A 16,871-nucleotide genomic window follows, 5' to 3' on the forward strand; every position below is an offset into this window, starting at 1 on the left:
GTTACCTACCTCATTGTCAATAACTTAAAGTGTAACATAAGGTGTAACCATGTGTATCCTGTGTAACCTAGCGGAGACTTGGATGTTTATTCATTACTTGTCTTTGACTTAATGCAAGCGTCTTGAGAAATTTCATTACCAATCTCCCTTCTATCTTGCCGTTGGGATCTCATTACAAGACCAACGACCTCAGGATTTGGAGTATATTTTTTCTCACAAACCAGAGATAGCTCTATTTGTTACAAGTTTTTTTCAGAAGGACAGGAGGTGAGGGCTTTTTCAGGAGAACAGTGAAGGTGACATTTAAGAGGGATAAGAAAGAATAAGAGCACAGAAAAGAAACATTGTTATACTAATAGCATCCTTCATTGCTACTGTTAGTATAACAATGTTTCTCTTTTATTATTCTTATTCAAGAAGTTAATTGGTAAGCGTAGCAGGCTTAATAAACTCAATAGGAAAATACAATCGGAAGGTAGTTCCTACACCAGGCTGGCTACTTACATCAATTTTACCCTGATGGTTTTCCATAATTTTGCGACAAATCGCCAAGCCTATACCAGTACCATGTACATTGTTGTCCAATCGCTGAAATAACCGGAAGATACGTTCCTTATACTGATCTTCAAACCCTACCCCATTATCTGTGACATTGACGACAAAATATTGAGTCAGATCCGCTTCTGTTACTTCATCTGTCGGACTTTGCGCATGTGATACCGTAATCTCAGGTGTTTTATCTGAAGGAGTGAATTTCAGGGCATTACCAAGCAGGTTGGTAAACAGTTGTCTCAACTGAAAGGCATTACCATAGATCACAGGCATAGGATGTACAAATACTATGGCATTTCTGGACTGTATTTCATCTGAAAAATTATCCAATGCATCAAGTAATACCACATTTAGATCTGCTTCCTGGCTATGCAGTTGTTCTCGTGCTGCTACCCGTGCATAATTCATAATATCTTCAAGCAGCACCTGCATCCGCATGGCAGACTTATTTACTTTTTGCAGATCTCCTTCAATTTTTTCTGGTAGTTCTTCTGACTGAAGCATTCGTGAAATAAACACCCGAATCTTACGAAGAGGTTCTTTGAGATCATGTGCATTAATCCAGTTAATATTATCCAGCTCCTCGTTGGACTTCTTCAACTCATTCGCAAGTAATCTTTGTTTTTCCTCTTCCTTTTTCAGATAGGCCAGATGCAGGTATTTTTGTAGAGCAGAGGCAAACAAATAGGTTGCATTAATCTGATGATTATGCCATGCAGTGCTTTCGCTTTTCACTGTCTGCTTCCATGCCGCAAATGAGGTGCGTGGTTGGAGTTGGTGTGTTTCACTATCTCTCTCCATAGGTTTCTCAGGATTCCCAGCCCAGGTAATTACATGATCCAATCCAGGTTTAATCCAGGCAATGGCATCATCTGTTGAATTAGTTAACCGATGGTAAATAACACCAGAGGCAACATCTGCATAGGCTTCTGCTTCCGGATAAATGTCAATGAGTTTTTGTGTAACTACCGTTCCACTGGAAGCATGGTCATGCAAAAAATTGAGCAGATCTAAGGTATCTTCTTCAGAAGGAGTATCCCCGCTACGATAAATCCGGCCTTTGATCAGGGCAATGACTCCTGTAGCACCTGATATATGTTCTAATGAAGGGTCTATTATGATTCTATTCACATCCAGACCTTCCCGCTGTAGCTTCTTCAACAACACATCCAGTGCTTCATCTACCTTAGCTACCAGTTGCAGGGATTCAGCCCGCTCATATACGTCTAACTGTGAACTCAATACTAGTCCATACAGTAAGGCTGCCTGACGCTGGCTAGGGCTCAGATGTTTAGGTGTATTATGATGACAGGCAATGAGTCCCCATAACTTGTTATCTTTTATAATGGAGAGTGAAAAAGAGGCCGTTACCCCCATATTTTTCAGATACTGTATATGTATAGGAGAAACACTGCGCAGAAAGGAGTCGGAAAGGTCCAGTTGCTCAGGCGACTTATCCCCGTCTACATAGGTAAAAAGCGGAACAGGCTGATAATTAACATTAGAAATAATACGTATTTTATTGCGCAAATACAATTCTCTGGCCTGAGGTGGTATATCACCCGCAGGATAACGTAATCCCAGATAAGGTTCCATACCTTCCTTAACTGCTTCGCCAATCACTTCTCCACTATAGTCAGGATGGAATCGATAAATCATTACCCGATCAAACTCCAGTTTGTTCTGTACATAAACGGCCATAGCCTGGCACAATGCCTGTATACTTTGTGGCTTCTGCACCAGCATAAGGAGTTCATTAATACCGGCTCTGGCGGCTGATAAATCTTCTGCCAGATCAGCACACTGATCAAACTCCAGTATATACAAATTGTTACTTTTAACAACAGATAAATGGCAATAGCCAAAACCATTGTGGTGTTCTACCAACAAGGTACCATTGGTCCTTGCCTGTTCATTTTCAAGGAACGCAGTGATAGAATGATACTGACTTGAAAACAGTGTCTCTAGCGAAGATCCCAGCACCTGCTCTAGTGGCTGGTGGAGGAATTTTTCGACATTGGCACTACAATGAGTAATTATATGTGTATCGGTTGTAACTGCCAGTAAATACCCATGAGGCTGTATACTTCCCGGAATATGGATAGGTTCTTTTTCACAAGAGTCGATAGAGACAGAAGTCTTATTCTGAATATCTACAATTATTTTTTTATTCATTCCTGATTGAATTATTGTCTATACATCTACGCCTCTTTTTTGAAGCAGAGGCCACCAGATTTTCTGGTATAACTTCTGTATACTTTTTTCATTTCAGAGCAGATATTTTTGTCAGGCTTAGGATATGCATCTTCCCAAGCAATCAGAAAAAGGCAGGATAAGTAGTTTATCTTTACAACAATACACTTAGACTAAAAATGATAGACTTCTCTAATTACAATGTCAGGAAATCAATTCTATATAAGTTTTATCCGAGTTATGCTGTAGCACTTTTATGATTAGGACAACAATAAATAAAATCCAACTCATACACCCTGTATTTAAAAAACCATGCCACTTTTACAGTTGCGCAGTGGTGTATTCTATTGTTTGATTTGCCCTACTATTTAAGCAGAAAGTACTTCGTTGAGTAAAAAGACATCTTCTTCTTTTCTTTCTGCCAGTGAGAATTGAATTCCTATCTCTATTAATCTTTTCAGCTCAAAGAAATCATCTGGCTTTTGTATATAGAAATTAGCTCCATAAGAGTTTGCCTTTCGTATATTTTCGATAGCCGAAGAAGTTGAAATGATAATAATTGGGATATGTTGTGTTGTACTATTGGCACGAATGGCTTGCAGACACTCCAAACCATTCTTTCTAGGCATATTTAAATCTAAAAATACAACGTCGGGCAATAAATCCTGATTAAACACTTTTTGCAGTAATTGCTCACCATTGGTACTACTATCTACATGGATTGACCGGGAGTTTTGCTTTACAGCATCCGTAAAAAACATCCGGTCATCCTCGTCATCATCAGCCAAATAGACCAATAAAGATTCTTTATTATTCATAGTAGCTCAGCGCCCCAAAACATTAGTATTTTCAATAGACATCTTCAATCAGACCAAACTGATACCCAAATATAGTTAACTTAGATAGTTAGCCCAAATCTCCTGTAAAATAGTACCTATAATAAGTAAAGATACTATTTCTTTTTATCCTCTCTAATAGGTATCTGACTCACTTTTTAAAACCTTTTCATTTAGCAAAAACTACACCAAAAAGTTAATTTTTTTAACAGTATTTTATCAGAAATCTAGCTACACTCATTGTATAGGTTAAAGAAAGTTAAAAACAAGTAGCCTTTCAACCAATTTTGCAATTTCAACTATCATTTTTTACACATTCTATAAACCTGTTTTTCTATGAAGGTATTTTCCTCCAGTTTAGTTATATGCCTACTTATACTATTGCTATCTTGCCAATCTTCTCAGCAACGTGTATCTTATTTCTCAGGCTTTAAAACAATACAAATCACTGATAGTTCACGTTTGTATAAGTCAGATAGCCCTCAAACGTACTATCTGCATTATCGCCCTATAGATATCGATATGTGGTATCCAGCAGATAGTTCACCAACAGATTCTGTTCTGGTATTTGGCAATATGCTTTCCCTGTTTGAACAACGGGCTAATTTTTACACAGATTCACATGCAGGTGATGGATTTTCAACACAGCTTGCCAAAAGTTTCACCGATTTTTTCCATTGTTCTTCTGTCGAAAAGATCCTGGCTTCACCCACTCAATCCAGAAAAGACACTAAGGCTGCCGCAGGTAAGTTTCCACTAGTGTTATATATGGCTAGCTACAATGGGATGGGATATGAAAATATCCAACTACTGGAAAATCTGGCAAAGAATGGCTATATCGTTGCCTCATTTAATTCTATTGGTCGCTACCCAGGCGATATGACCATGCAACAAGCCGATCTGATGGAACAGGTTTCGGATGCAGCTTTCGGACTAAAATATTTAAAAAAACTGCCAGAGGTTGACTCTTCACGAATAGCTGTAGTTGGTTATAGCTGGGGAGGCCTGGCGGGTGTAGTGCTAGGGATGACACATACCGACATCGATGCAGTCATATCTCTGGATGGGTCAGAATTTCACCACTATGGCTTAGATGCCAAAGAAGACAGCCTTTTTAATCAGATAAGCCATGATTTTGTATCAAACAAAACGCCTTATCTGCGTCTGGAAAGTAGTTCAACCGAAGACCAGGCAACTATCGATTCTGTATATAACTTTAATACAGTGCTACAGGGTCCTAAACAGATCTATAAAATCCTGAATACCTCCCATGGTGATTTCTCAGTATATCCTACCATAGTAAAGCAATCAGGAGGCTGCCCAGCAGAAAAGAGTTACAAAATAATCACCCAGCTTGTCACAGGCTATTGCAGCCAAATTTTGAAGCAGACACCCCCCAATGCATTTACTGACACTATCCGAAAAGAAGAAGGCAGAACACTAAAGACAATCCTTACAAACTATCACATGCCTTAAGACACAGTCAACTACTTGCCAGCATACAGGAATCCAGCATTGAGAGGGTACTGTATGCTACTTGCAATTGTAGCAAGCAAAAGAAGAACTACCTGGGAGACGGATTTACGATAAGTCCAAAATGATAAGCCAAATAAAGTACTACACCTCCTATCAGAAGGGCAAGTACAAACCGAAATGTTCTGTTCATCTCCATAGTAGTAAAAAGAATTTTACCCTGTAAAAAATTACAGGTTTGGTGATACATTAATAAAAGTCTGATTTTGAGGCTTATACGAAACAAATAGCCATAGGTTGGCTATCCTCTTGTCATGCAGGGTCTTACAGCTTTTCCAAAGATAGTAATATATCTATACAAACACCTCATAGTAAAAAGAAAAAAATAAAGGCACAATAAACTGATAATCAATAACAAAAAAAATATCAAACAATGGCTAAAACGCCTTCAACAGCGCTGTTATTTTTTGTATCTTTAGGATAAATAAATCACGTAAAAAACATTAGTACTCTAATATAAAGATATGCCTCATTATCATACCAATACAACCGCTATCCGCAAATACAAATCTGACTATTACCGACTAATGGTCTATGAAGCCCGCCTTAACCATGAACTATTCCGGATGGAGCAACGCATCTTAGCCATTCAGAAAGATGAGAAACAATCTATTGCCAACCAGACTCTTTTCACTACCCTATTGACTCATACCACTCAACAAAAAACGGAATTAGAAGCCCAACCAGCCTCTAAGGAACGAGACAAACAACTCAAAAAAGTGGAAAAAGAGTATAAAGAGATCAATGCCCAATACAAACGCAATGAGTACCACCTGGCTGTACTAGAAAAGAAAAAGGATAAAGACAATGCAGCTAAATATGTTCTCAAAGAACTGAAGCGCGATCAGGTACGCATTCGCATTAAAACAGCCTACGATATCTGGAAGAAGCTTGAACAGGCTGAGCAATACGAATTTATGGACTTTGAACTATTCAAAGCCTTACACTTTGTGAAACAGATAGAGAAAGCATCTGTACAAACAATAACCAGTACTCAACCAGATCAGATTCCGGAGAAAGCTCTTACCGTGTCTTATTACTCATTAGGAGTAAATGAAAAATCACCACGTTTTATATTGTTTGCATATACAACTCGTCCACAAAGTAATTATCACTTCCAAGATTCACTTCTGCCAACCTCGATACATAGCGTAAAAGAAAAGGTGGTATTGCCAGTGTGCGTATAGATATTGCAAGGTTGTTTTGCTTACCGTGATAAGTTATGATAAAATTAGAAAAAAATACAAAGAAAACTACCTCTTCTGATGTTGCAGAAATACTACATGATATAGTATCAGGAAAATTTGACCCATTTCCTGAAAAGACAGAGCAATTCAAGAAGAATATTCAGAAGCTCCAGAAGTTAAAAAAAATAATACTAATCACCAATAAGAAAGCCGCCAGAAATAGCTGTTATCCTTATTGTATATCCATCTCTCCGATCTGCTTCATCTATCAGCAAGCATTATTACACAAAAAATCACTTCTTCACCAACCTATTATTTACAATCCGATTAATTACCTCATCACGAAGTGTCTTGGACATAGGAATCTGTGCATTGCCTAGAAATAAAACATTTCCTTCTACCTGTACTACGGCTCGGGTATTGACTACATACGACTTATGACATTGTACAAACTGACTGGCAGGGAGTTGTTCTGCTATGGATTTTAATGTAATGTGTACCAGCAGCTTCTGTGTAGTAGTATAAATCATCACGTAGTTTTCACGGGCTTCCAAGTACAAAATAGTATCATGTTCTACCCGAATGAGTTTATCATCTACTTTTACAAATAGAAAATCAGGTTCTGGCGTTGACTGACTTTGTGAACGAAAAAGATCATATGCTTTATTGGCAGCCTTCAGAAATCGTTCAAAAGGAATAGGCTTTACCAGATAGTCAACCACATTCAATTCATATCCTTTCAATGCATAATGCTCATAGGCAGTTGTAACAACAACCATTGGTGGCGCAGTCAGTTGTTTTAGAAAGTCAATGCCTGACAACAATGGCATTTCAATATCCAGAAACAACAGATCTGCCGATTGCTGTTTAAGTAACGAGTTTAACTGAAGTGCATCTTCACAGGTTCCTACCAGTTGCAGAAAGTCTATCTTCTCTACATAGCCTTTTATTCCTTTAAGGGCAAAAGGTTCATCGTCAGTGATAATGCATCGCATGATGGCAATTTATTTAGTGCGTTTGAATGAATAACCGGGCTTTAAATAACATATCCGTCCGGGATAATTCCAATGTATGTGCATTGGGATACAATAATTCCAGGCGGCGGCGCAGATTGTCTAACCCTATTCCACCCGAACGTTGTTTTACTCCTTCCACAGTATAGTCCAGCAATGGTAGTGAATTATAAACATCAAGACTAATTCCATTGGACTGTTGTCGCAAACAAATGGTTAAGTGATAGTCCCCTCCTACATACTTGAATGCATTCTCTATCAAAGGTAAAAAGAGCAATGGGTAGATCTGTTGTTTTTTCAAACTTTCGTCAATCTCTACCTGAAGCTGCAAACGACTACTACTGCGGATACGTTGCAACTCTATAAAATTATGCAGATAGGCAATTTCCCGTTCTACAGACACAGTTACCTGCTGATCATATAACTGATAGCGAAGCAACTGTGAAAACTTCTCCAGTGTCTTTTTAGCTCCTGCCACATCTTCATCCATTTGAAAATACACTGTATTTAGTGCATTAAACAGAAAATGTGGATGGTATTGGGCTTTCAGGAACTTCAACTCTGTTTGTAACTGATCATTCTGCATCTTTTCAATCTGCACTTTTTGCTCATAGGTATACTGTAATAATGCCATCCCTCTTGCGATAGCATAGTACAATAAAACGAATAAGCCAGGAATGAGATTGATATTAATGACATCATATAACTGCAGCCCATCGTCTGTAAATGCAGCCATAGGTATCATAGTCACAGACAGAACCAGAAAACAAAACAAGTATACGACCACAAATTCCTTAAGAAGAATACCAGCAGTAAAAGCAGCATACTGTTGTCTGCTGAACTTCTGTACAAAGTGCCGCACAATTAAATCATATATATACCCTACCACAACACTGAAAAAGATCTCAATAGCATTAATTTCCCAGTCTCTCTTCCAGAACTTCGTATCTGAAATCACATCGTTCACCAGCCGAATGCAGATATAAATCAGCAATCCAAAGAGTGCAGGAAAAAGATATGTCCGAAAAAACTTCATTGGGTATTTTTAATAATACAACATCTGCTAACCTGCTTCTGCCAATTGTTTTGTCTGTACAGGCTCCTTAGTAGATAATTTCTGAGGTTTCATTCCAAACAGAAATCGCATCCATCCAAATGGTCGGATCAGCGTATGGTAAATCAGCATACAAATCAGCAAAGAAACAAAGGAAGTAAATAGAAACTTTGGCCCAATAGTATCAGTAGTCTGTACTACATAATACACAATGACAATAATAACCGTCTGATGTAGAATATAAAACGGATAGGCGGCTTCATTCAGATAGTTTAAGCTAGTGTTCGGTTTGTTCAAATATCGTTTGCCATAGCCAATAATAGCAAATACCCACGCCCAGGCAGTAAAGGGATAAAGTGCCAGATACAGATAGGTTCGTATATCTGCCCGCCAGTTAGATAAGGTGTCAAAAGGCTCCACGTTATTCCAGCGCAGGTAATTAATAGCGACGATAATCACAAATGCCAGCGTAAGCGAAATCCTGCGATTATGCTCCAATGAGCCCAGCAACAAAGGATTAGCCATACAAAAATATCCTATTAACAGAAAAGACATCCAGTATACAAAGTAACAAGGATCATGTATAAGATCGTGCGTTTGGGGATAATCTATACAATACAGGCTAAACAAGATAATTACAGGAACAGTTAGCCAATATATACGTAGTCCTGAGGCAAACCAATTCAGTTTCTGGAGAAATCTTTTTCCGTCAGGCCTTTTACACCACCCAAAAAAAGGAGCCAGCATTACATCATATACAAACAGATAGGCAATAAACCACAAGTGATGCCAGCTGATATTGCCTTCGGGATAGACGTTGCCACTAAACATAGTAGGATAAAAATCCCAGAAGTTTCCTTTAAAGCCTTGGGTAAGCCGCTCCATATAAATTTGAGGAGGAACTACTACCAATATCCCAAAAACCAGCGGCAAAAATAACCGTCTAAATCGCAAGCCAATAAACGAGGAAACTGTTTTGCTTTCCATAATCCACCACGCGACAGCACCTGAAATAAAGAACAGTAGTGGCATCCGAAACCGACTGAGCCAGAAGTTAAACTCGAGTAACAGATTACTGGTATCTTTATTTTTGATGTGCCAGCCTTCTTCAGCTACAAAGGCCATTGCCGAATGAAAGAATAACATGCCAATGATGGCAAAGATACGTAACCAATCCAGGTAGGTTTGTCGTGAGTTCATAGTGTAGTAGCAGTGTTTGTTACAAAGCTATGTTATGGATGGCCTCACACAATTATTTTTGACGAATGGAAGGTTTGAGGTGATGTAGTAGTATTGATTTCTATATCCAAGTTTGCTTGTTGTGCCAATCATTGTTCTTCCACTGACCTCTTCATTTTTTGCTTGTCCAAAAAAGGACAACAAATGAGAATTTGTTGGGCCAGGATGTGTGCCAGCCGCAAAAAAGGACAAAAAATTCCAAAGCTTCGCCCCACAGGACCAACGCTAGGCCCGCGGAATTTTTATCCCTGCGCACCTATGCTACCTTTCGTGATTGAGGTGATCTTTGCTCTCTTTGTACCCTATTGTATCTTGGATTTTCAGAAATCAGGGTAATATATGTATATAAAAAAACACTCTTTGTATTAAATAAAGAGTGTTTTTTTATTCATTTCAACTTTTAGTTATTTCGTCTGACACGGAAGGTGCAGCTTAGCGTATGCAAAGAGTTATCGCCAAAATCCAGCATCTGACTACTGAAGTTACCACTTATAAACCCACCCACTTTTCCATACTCTGTAATAGTAACCTGAATAGGAGTAGCCCAATATCCTCTTCCACTTGGAAAAGCATTACAAAAGACATCGTTTATAGCATGTTGTGAATTAAGGGCCATACCACCATCAAACTGAAATGACATCTTCTGGCTGTTATTTGCCCCATCACTCAATGTAACAATCTGTGTCCAGATATTTTGTGGAGTTGCCAAATAAGCACCTAATGTATCTGTAGGTTCTTCAATAGTTGTAGTTACTCCGTCATAGGTGTATGTAATAACGCCCAGCGTACTTGTACCACAAGCAGTTAATGCACCCAGGTTATTCACCCCTGAATGCAGGGTTACTGTTTTAGGTGCATTTTGCTGATAGTTTGCATTATCCACTACTATCACATTAACATCTGTATTGGTACAGGCCAGTCCTGTATAACTGAAATTGCCATTGCTGATAGCAATCCGGTTGTAAAACCCTCCATCATAGGTTTGTACATGTCCACTGGCAACAGGTTGATTTTCGCAATTGGATACAGTACCAGTAATAGTTACCTGGCTTTGTCCCAGATTACCTGTCAACGTTCCTAAATCCAGATCTACAGAGGTAGTAGAAAAATCATGCGAATAAGCAGAAATAGCACAAGGAGTAAGAATATCCAGTACCAGGTCTTTATTGGCAAAAACAGCCCCACTGATATATCCGTTGGCATCTGTAAACCCAAAACGACCGTATCCAGCATTTTTAGGCAGTCCCGCAATGTTTATGCTCACAGGTACATTCGCCAAAGGTTGCGACGAAGCATCTACAACGCGCACAGCTAAATTGACAAATGAGCCCCCTTCTGCTGCTTCCCAAAAAGAGAAGTGAGAAACATTACCGACATAAGCATCACCTGTTTTGGTAGCCGAACCTTCTTTTTTCCACAATCCTGTTGTTGTATCAAATCTCCACAAGTCAATAGTAGCTGGCGCTTCAGCTGATAAAGCCGATGGAATTGGAAGACTGATAGTAGCCGACTTGCCTTCTGCAATCTGAAGCAATTGTCCATTATCAGCAGTAAGTTCGACCGCAATAGTACTGTATGCTTTTAATGCCTTCAAATGACCACTGCTGTCTGTACCTCTTGCATCACCGGGTATATTCATTTGCAAATCTTCTGTACTAGCAGGATTCAGCCAGCTTGCAGTCACATGAACATTTCCACTGTAAGTGGCACCACTTACAGCATTTACAACACCATTCTCAGGTAAAGTTATTTTACTGCCATCCGTAGTGGTAATAGTACCTCCTGAAGTAGCAGCAACTGTACCAATTTCTTTTTTGGGTACCAGTTTAATACGCACAAAACTTTCTTTACCTGCAGAAGGTATAACTGTCTTGTATCCGTCTATATATCCGCTCTTTGTTACTTTAACCAGACCAGCAATCTTGGCAACAGATACATCAGCCACCTTAAAATAACCATACTCATCTGTTCTGATGTATTTATCACCAACATTAACAGTAGCCCAACCTACAGGGCTATTTGTTTCATCTACTACAAACCCTGTAATAGTTGAAGCCACTTTCACCTCTAAGTCTGGAGTAACCGGATCGGGATCGACAATTTCTTTATCAACGTCATCTTTCCGACAGGCGTTGAACAATACAAGTGCACATAGCAGGATAAATGTATAGAGTGATCTCATAAAAGAGTAATCCTTTGTTTTAAACAAAAACGACCATTTTAAATGTTTCTTTAGAGACTTTTTCGCCATCAAAGATACAGCTCTTTATATTTCCTCCTAAAACAAGACCAAGAGACAATTACATATATATATGATTATCAATCATTTTACTCTGTTAATAAACCCTATATCTCTCCATTAGCAAGAATACATTACATCTTACCAGCAGCTAATTTTACTTTCTATAACGGAAATACTGCTCACCAGAGAAATCCAAAATAGGATTTATACAATATATGCCCTTGCACAGTAAGGTTATGAATAGTCTTTAGTGACTTTGTCTACTTTAAATAGCTTTTTTCAGTAAAATACTTCTTGCTAAAATACCGTAAAATCTTACAAACAAGGCATATAAGAGTAATATTCCCTAAAAACGAGTAAATTCAATTAACTAATTTGTTACATATTGGATTTGCAAACGAATCAGATCATTTACTATAGTATAACTGATTCAATCGGTATATCACAAAAAAGCCACATGTAATACAATACATGTGGCTTTCTTATAAAAGATCATTTTGACCCTATTTCAGACTGGCGATTTTCTTTTCTGAATAATTCTTCAATCCCAGATCCAGAAAATTTACAAAGTTTGTCACATCATAATTGGCGCCTTGTGGTGTAACTAATACCTGTTCCTGTGCATCCAGCAACACATAATAAGGTTGTGAATTGGCATTAAAACGAGTTGCCTGCATATCACTCCACTTGTTACCGATGGTTTTCACTTTCTTTCCGCTAAATTTAGACACATATTGTTCAGCAGCAGGGAGTTCGGTCTTATCATCCACATACAACTGAATCAACACATATTTTTCTCGTAACCGCCCTAGCACCGCCATATCCGGCCATACAGTTGCTTCCATCTTCCGGCAGTTGACACAGGCATGTCCGGTGAAGTCAATAATAACGGGTTTGTTTACCTGACGGGCATAAGCCATTCCTTCGTCATAATCAAAGAATGCATCGAGCTTCAGAGGAGCATGGAATATTTCACTGTATTTACGAGGTGCATGACTAGCTACTGCAGGCTGGCTTCCTCCCCCTAAGCTATTTGTATATAAGTCAAAGTCTTGTGTATGCTGAGGAGGTAAAAAGGCTGCAATTACTTTCAATGGAGCACCCCACAGACCAGGGATCATATATAAACTGAATGCCAGCGTCACAACCGCCAAAAACAAACGGACAGCTGAGATTCCAGTTTGCTCTCCATCATGCGATAATTTTAGCTTGCCTAACAAGTATAAACCCAGCAAACCAAAAATTACAATCCACAATACCAGAAATACTTCTCTATCAAACCATTCCCAGTGATAAGCCAGATCCACATTGGATAAAAATTTCAATGCAAGAGCTAACTCCAGAAATCCCAACACTACTTTTACTGTATTAAGCCAGCTCCCTGCTTTTGGTAAAGAAGTCAGCCAGGAAGGAAACAAAGAGAATAAAGTAAAAGGCAAGGCCAGTGCAAAAGCAAATCCAAACATGCCTACAGCAGGTCCAAGCAATTGTCCCATGGAAGCAGCCTGTACCAGCAAAGTACCAATAATAGGACCTGTACAGGAGAATGAAACCAATGCCAGGGTAGCAGCCATAAAGAATATTCCCAATAAGCCACCTTTTTCAGATTGCATATCAGCCTTATTAACCCACGAAGAAGGTAAGACAATCTCAAAAGCTCCCAGAAAAGAGGCTGCAAATACCACCAGCAGTACAAAGAAGAAAAAGTTAAAAATACCGTTGGTAGAGAGATCATTTAAAGCATCTGCGCCAAATAGTATGGTAATCAGCAATCCGAGTGATACATAAATAACTATAATAGAGATACCATATAACAAAGACATACGAATCCCTTTGGCTCTGGAACCACTTTGTTTGGTAAAAAAGCTTACAGTAAGGGGTAGTAATGGAAAAATACAAGGCATCAGAATGGCAGCAAACCCACCCAGCAAACCTGCTACAAATGTGATCCAGAGGGATTGTTCCTGTGGAGATCCTACAGTTGCTGCCGGAGTTTGTTGCACAGGCTGGCTTTCTACTACTTGCTCTGATGAACCAGTTGCTTCACCGTTTGCAGGTTCTGTAGTTACTGCAGTACCAGTATCTGTCTGACTTTCTGTAACGACACTTTTTTCCGGGGTACTGGTTTCTGTTTCTTTCGCAATAGTAGCAGCAGCTTTCTCAGGAGTTGTTTTTGTATCTGCAGTTTTTTCTTCAGCACCTTTCAAAGGTTCTACAGCAATGGCAAATTCTACCTGGTCCGGAGGTAAACACTTTGTATCATCACATACCATGAACTCAAGCGAACCTTGTACCTTGGTTGCTTTGCTAAGTTTAACCTTCTGAGTAAATACAGCTTTATTGGCAAACCAGGTAATATTCATATTGAAGGTTTTATCAAACGCCTTGATCGGAGTCGATTTCTCTTCAACTTTTCCCACCAATTGATAATCCTTAGAAGGAGTAAACGTAAAGGATGTAGGTACAGGCCCACCATCTTCAATAAACTGGGAATATACGTGCCAGCCTTCTTTGATAGTGGCTGTGAATGTAAGTGTAGCCTCCTGTGCACTGGTTGCTTTTGCTGTAAATTCCCAGGTAACCGGACGTTCAATCTGCGCCTGGCACCAGCTATAAGCGACTAAAAAGAAAAATACTAAAAAACGAGGTTTCATTGATGATGAGTTGTTGAATATAAACAGCAATTGGGTTCTTCTAAAGTAAACGACAAATATATAACATCACACTAAGCTTTCTGACATCTCATTCACAAATACATTTGACTCACACTGACTATGTAAACTAATGTATCACCGGGTGTCTGTAGATTTAATATCTCATACAAGCTTATATTTTGCAACATTTCTTGTCTTGTCTCTGGTTCCTTTTTTATGGAATAACCATTCAATTATGAGAATGCCTCTCCCTATTAAAAAGAAAATCCTTCTTACTCAGGCAAGAAGGATCTCAAATTATTTAAAATAATAGTATTATTTAATTCTCCGTTAAGACTACCAGATATTTGGATACACTCCAGAACTTTTCCTGTTCTACAATTTTCAGATAGGTACTTCCATCTGTTTTAATAAAGTAGTAAGAATCTGTTGGATGTGAAGTCACTAACTTCTGTCGTTTGGTTACCCCAATCTTTACTTCGTTTGTGCTTTTAATGTCTACAGGAGTGAAATCCTCTGCTTCCAGCTGATTGCTAAGAATAACTTTTCCTCCTGATTGAATCACCCCTTTCTGTGCCAGTTCCTGTTTCGAACCGAAGGTAACAAATCCGGTATTCAGTTCCTCCTCTTTTATTCGCACATCTTCCTGAGTATGTTCCAGTTGTACCTGAGTCTGATTAATTTCATTCCGAACTCTGGCAATGGTTGAATCGCGGCTTGCCAGCTGTCCATGAAAGTCCTGTTGCATTTTCTCAATTGTACTCAATAATTCCTGAATTTGTTTCTCTTTCTCTTCTACCTGCGTATTTTTCATCGCGATCATAGTTTTCAATCCGGAATTGATAGTCTTAGATTCACTTACTTTCTTCTCAAGCGTAGCTATCATTTCATTATTCTGTTTTACATAATCCCCAATCTCTGTTATCATCAGATCAATCTCACCTGGTTTCTTAACCATCTCACGAAGTTTAACGCCATCCATAATCTCCACATGTTCGGATATTTTCATGAGGTTGCTATCAATTTTACCAATGGAGGCAGTCACTTCTTCAACTTCCTTTTCTCTATCCCTAATCTGCTCTTCCAAAGAAGCAGTTCGTGCGGCCAATTGTCTATAATCCTCAGAATCTTTTACAGTAGTACAGGCAAAAGCAGCAAATACAGTGACTACTAGTAAGAATACATTTTTCATAGTGAGTGAGAGCAGATCTTTGTGTTTTAATTTGAGAAACTAAACATGTAACTATTTTCCTAAAAAGAGAAAACTTCATGTAAGAAAATACTTTTTTTGAAAATATTCAAAAGCAAATAATTATATGCATAGCCTAGCTACAGAAAATAACACATTCATTTCAAGCAATTCTCATTTTTTAAAGAGTATACAATTTTGTATATCAGGATGTAATATAAATAAAAAAGAGTAGCAAAAACACTACTCTTTCAATAGGAAAGCTTCGGATTGGTCAGGATTATTTTCTATTTCCAGATATAGTATTTACCCGTAGTTTCAAGATCGTATCCAAGCCATATTTCTGGTGCCTCTCAATAACAACAACTCTTACAGGTATCTCATCCATTAGTCTGTCTGCCCTGACAGAAAAGTTAAATTCTATATTTCTTGATTCAGATTGTCCAATATTGTTTAGTACAAAAGCAGGACGATCTGTAGGTTTAGCATAGTCAGGTAAATAAATGTCCAGACGTGTATCTGATGCGGGTCCCTGACCTTTGTTTTGCAGAACCAAACGTAATTTAACAGGTACATTGGCCAGGTTCAGGTATTGTTCAGCATCTAACCGATAGGCAGTAATCTGTAACTTAGGAGCTTTAAACTCGTCAGTTGTGATATCCAGTGTAATCTCATCGGGATCATATTCGTATTCTTCCCGGATCATTACAGTTACCGTTGCAATGCCGGCTGAAAGATTAAGGCTTCCTTCTATTGGAATACTAACAGTATTCTGTTTGCCAGGAGCCATTGAGTCAATCTGTATTACTGTAGGATAAACCAATCCTTTGACTTCATCTGCATTGGCAGTTTCAGCACTTATAATCAAACGCTGAGAAGTACCTCTTCCAGTATTCTTTATCGTAAATGAAATGCTTCCTTTTTCCCAAGCTTCCAGCAACTGATTACTGTTTTCATCTTTATACATAATATTTGTATAAACTAGTGCAGGCTTTCCTGCTGGCCGATCTTTTCCAACACTGACCACAACATTATCAACTTTCCCACTAACAGTCTGCGCGTGCAGTCTTTCCATGAAAGTGACCAGTATTAGTATAAATAGATAATAAATTTTCATGCAGGTTGTCGTGGCTATCTCCTTTTTGAAGATAGGGTTCTATATGGTACGGATTCTATACT

At 38.6% G+C, this 16,871-nt stretch carries 11 protein-coding genes; 2 read left to right on the forward strand and 9 right to left on the reverse strand.

Annotated features, from left to right (window positions below; translation table 11 throughout):
* Nucleotides 1–420 precede the first annotated feature (420 nt).
* A complete protein-coding gene (locus QNI15_RS28200; protein WP_314034979.1) occupies nucleotides 421–2,727 on the reverse strand; it encodes an ATP-binding protein in 2,307 nt (768 codons plus the stop codon).
* 386 nt (nucleotides 2,728–3,113) lie between these two features.
* Nucleotides 3,114–3,563, reverse strand: a complete 450-nt coding sequence (locus tag QNI15_RS28205) for a response regulator (protein ID WP_313986556.1) — start codon at nucleotides 3,561–3,563, stop codon at nucleotides 3,114–3,116.
* Between the two features lie 354 nt (nucleotides 3,564–3,917).
* On the opposite strand from QNI15_RS28205, the gene QNI15_RS28210 reads away from it, so the two are divergent.
* Nucleotides 3,918–5,057: a dienelactone hydrolase family protein gene (locus QNI15_RS28210; RefSeq protein WP_314034980.1), complete on the forward strand. Its 1,140-nt coding sequence runs from the start codon at nucleotides 3,918–3,920 to the stop codon at nucleotides 5,055–5,057.
* A 521-nt stretch (nucleotides 5,058–5,578) separates the two neighbouring features.
* A complete protein-coding gene (locus tag QNI15_RS28215; RefSeq protein WP_314034981.1) occupies nucleotides 5,579–6,301 on the forward strand; it encodes a hypothetical protein in 723 nt (240 codons plus the stop codon).
* Nucleotides 6,302–6,594: 293 nt separating this feature from the next.
* Here the strand turns inward: QNI15_RS28215 and QNI15_RS28220 are convergent, their stop codons facing one another.
* From QNI15_RS28220 to QNI15_RS28250, 7 genes are all read right to left on the reverse strand, one after another.
* On the reverse strand, nucleotides 6,595–7,296 hold the full coding sequence (locus QNI15_RS28220; protein WP_314034982.1) for a LytR/AlgR family response regulator transcription factor: 702 nt from the start codon (nucleotides 7,294–7,296) through the stop codon (nucleotides 6,595–6,597).
* A gap of 13 nt (nucleotides 7,297–7,309) precedes the next feature.
* Nucleotides 7,310–8,350 carry a sensor histidine kinase gene (locus QNI15_RS28225; protein ID WP_314034984.1) on the reverse strand — a complete coding sequence of 347 codons (1,041 nt, stop codon included), beginning with the start codon at nucleotides 8,348–8,350 and terminating at the stop codon, nucleotides 7,310–7,312.
* A 27-nt stretch (nucleotides 8,351–8,377) separates the two neighbouring features.
* Nucleotides 8,378–9,568 carry an acyltransferase family protein gene (locus tag QNI15_RS28230; RefSeq protein WP_314034985.1) on the reverse strand — a complete coding sequence of 397 codons (1,191 nt, stop codon included), beginning with the start codon at nucleotides 9,566–9,568 and terminating at the stop codon, nucleotides 8,378–8,380.
* A 439-nt stretch (nucleotides 9,569–10,007) separates the two neighbouring features.
* On the reverse strand, nucleotides 10,008–11,789 hold the full coding sequence (locus QNI15_RS28235; RefSeq protein WP_314034987.1) for a carboxypeptidase-like regulatory domain-containing protein: 1,782 nt from the start codon (nucleotides 11,787–11,789) through the stop codon (nucleotides 10,008–10,010).
* 563 nt (nucleotides 11,790–12,352) lie between these two features.
* A complete protein-coding gene (locus tag QNI15_RS28240; protein ID WP_314034989.1) occupies nucleotides 12,353–14,503 on the reverse strand; it encodes a protein-disulfide reductase DsbD family protein in 2,151 nt (716 codons plus the stop codon).
* A gap of 319 nt (nucleotides 14,504–14,822) precedes the next feature.
* Nucleotides 14,823–15,695, reverse strand: a complete 873-nt coding sequence (locus QNI15_RS28245) for a Cbp1 family collagen-binding glycoprotein adhesin (protein WP_314034991.1) — start codon at nucleotides 15,693–15,695, stop codon at nucleotides 14,823–14,825.
* A gap of 277 nt (nucleotides 15,696–15,972) precedes the next feature.
* Complete coding sequence (locus QNI15_RS28250; RefSeq protein WP_314001323.1) at nucleotides 15,973–16,767, reverse strand: hypothetical protein; 795 nt, start codon at nucleotides 16,765–16,767, stop codon at nucleotides 15,973–15,975.
* Between the last annotated feature and the right edge of the window lie 104 nt (nucleotides 16,768–16,871).

It is taken from the genome of Xanthocytophaga flava (genome assembly GCF_030068545.1).
Lineage (GTDB): Bacteria > Bacteroidota > Bacteroidia > Cytophagales > 172606-1 > Xanthocytophaga > Xanthocytophaga flava.

Coding starts and splice junctions, on each gene's coding strand:
- QNI15_RS28200 (WP_314034979.1), bottom strand. CDS start 2,727: ATGAATAAAAAAATAATTGTAGATATTCAGAATAAGACTTCTGTCTCT.
- QNI15_RS28205 (WP_313986556.1), bottom strand. CDS start 3,563: ATGAATAATAAAGAATCTTTATTGGTCTATTTGGCTGATGATGACGAG.
- QNI15_RS28210 (WP_314034980.1), top strand. CDS start 3,918: ATGAAGGTATTTTCCTCCAGTTTAGTTATATGCCTACTTATACTATTG.
- QNI15_RS28215 (WP_314034981.1), top strand. CDS start 5,579: ATGCCTCATTATCATACCAATACAACCGCTATCCGCAAATACAAATCT.
- QNI15_RS28220 (WP_314034982.1), bottom strand. CDS start 7,296: ATGCGATGCATTATCACTGACGATGAACCTTTTGCCCTTAAAGGAATA.
- QNI15_RS28225 (WP_314034984.1), bottom strand. CDS start 8,350: ATGAAGTTTTTTCGGACATATCTTTTTCCTGCACTCTTTGGATTGCTG.
- QNI15_RS28230 (WP_314034985.1), bottom strand. CDS start 9,568: ATGAACTCACGACAAACCTACCTGGATTGGTTACGTATCTTTGCCATC.
- QNI15_RS28235 (WP_314034987.1), bottom strand. CDS start 11,789: ATGAGATCACTCTATACATTTATCCTGCTATGTGCACTTGTATTGTTC.
- QNI15_RS28240 (WP_314034989.1), bottom strand. CDS start 14,503: ATGAAACCTCGTTTTTTAGTATTTTTCTTTTTAGTCGCTTATAGCTGG.
- QNI15_RS28245 (WP_314034991.1), bottom strand. CDS start 15,695: ATGAAAAATGTATTCTTACTAGTAGTCACTGTATTTGCTGCTTTTGCC.
- QNI15_RS28250 (WP_314001323.1), bottom strand. CDS start 16,767: ATGGAAAGACTGCACGCGCAGACTGTTAGTGGGAAAGTTGATAATGTT.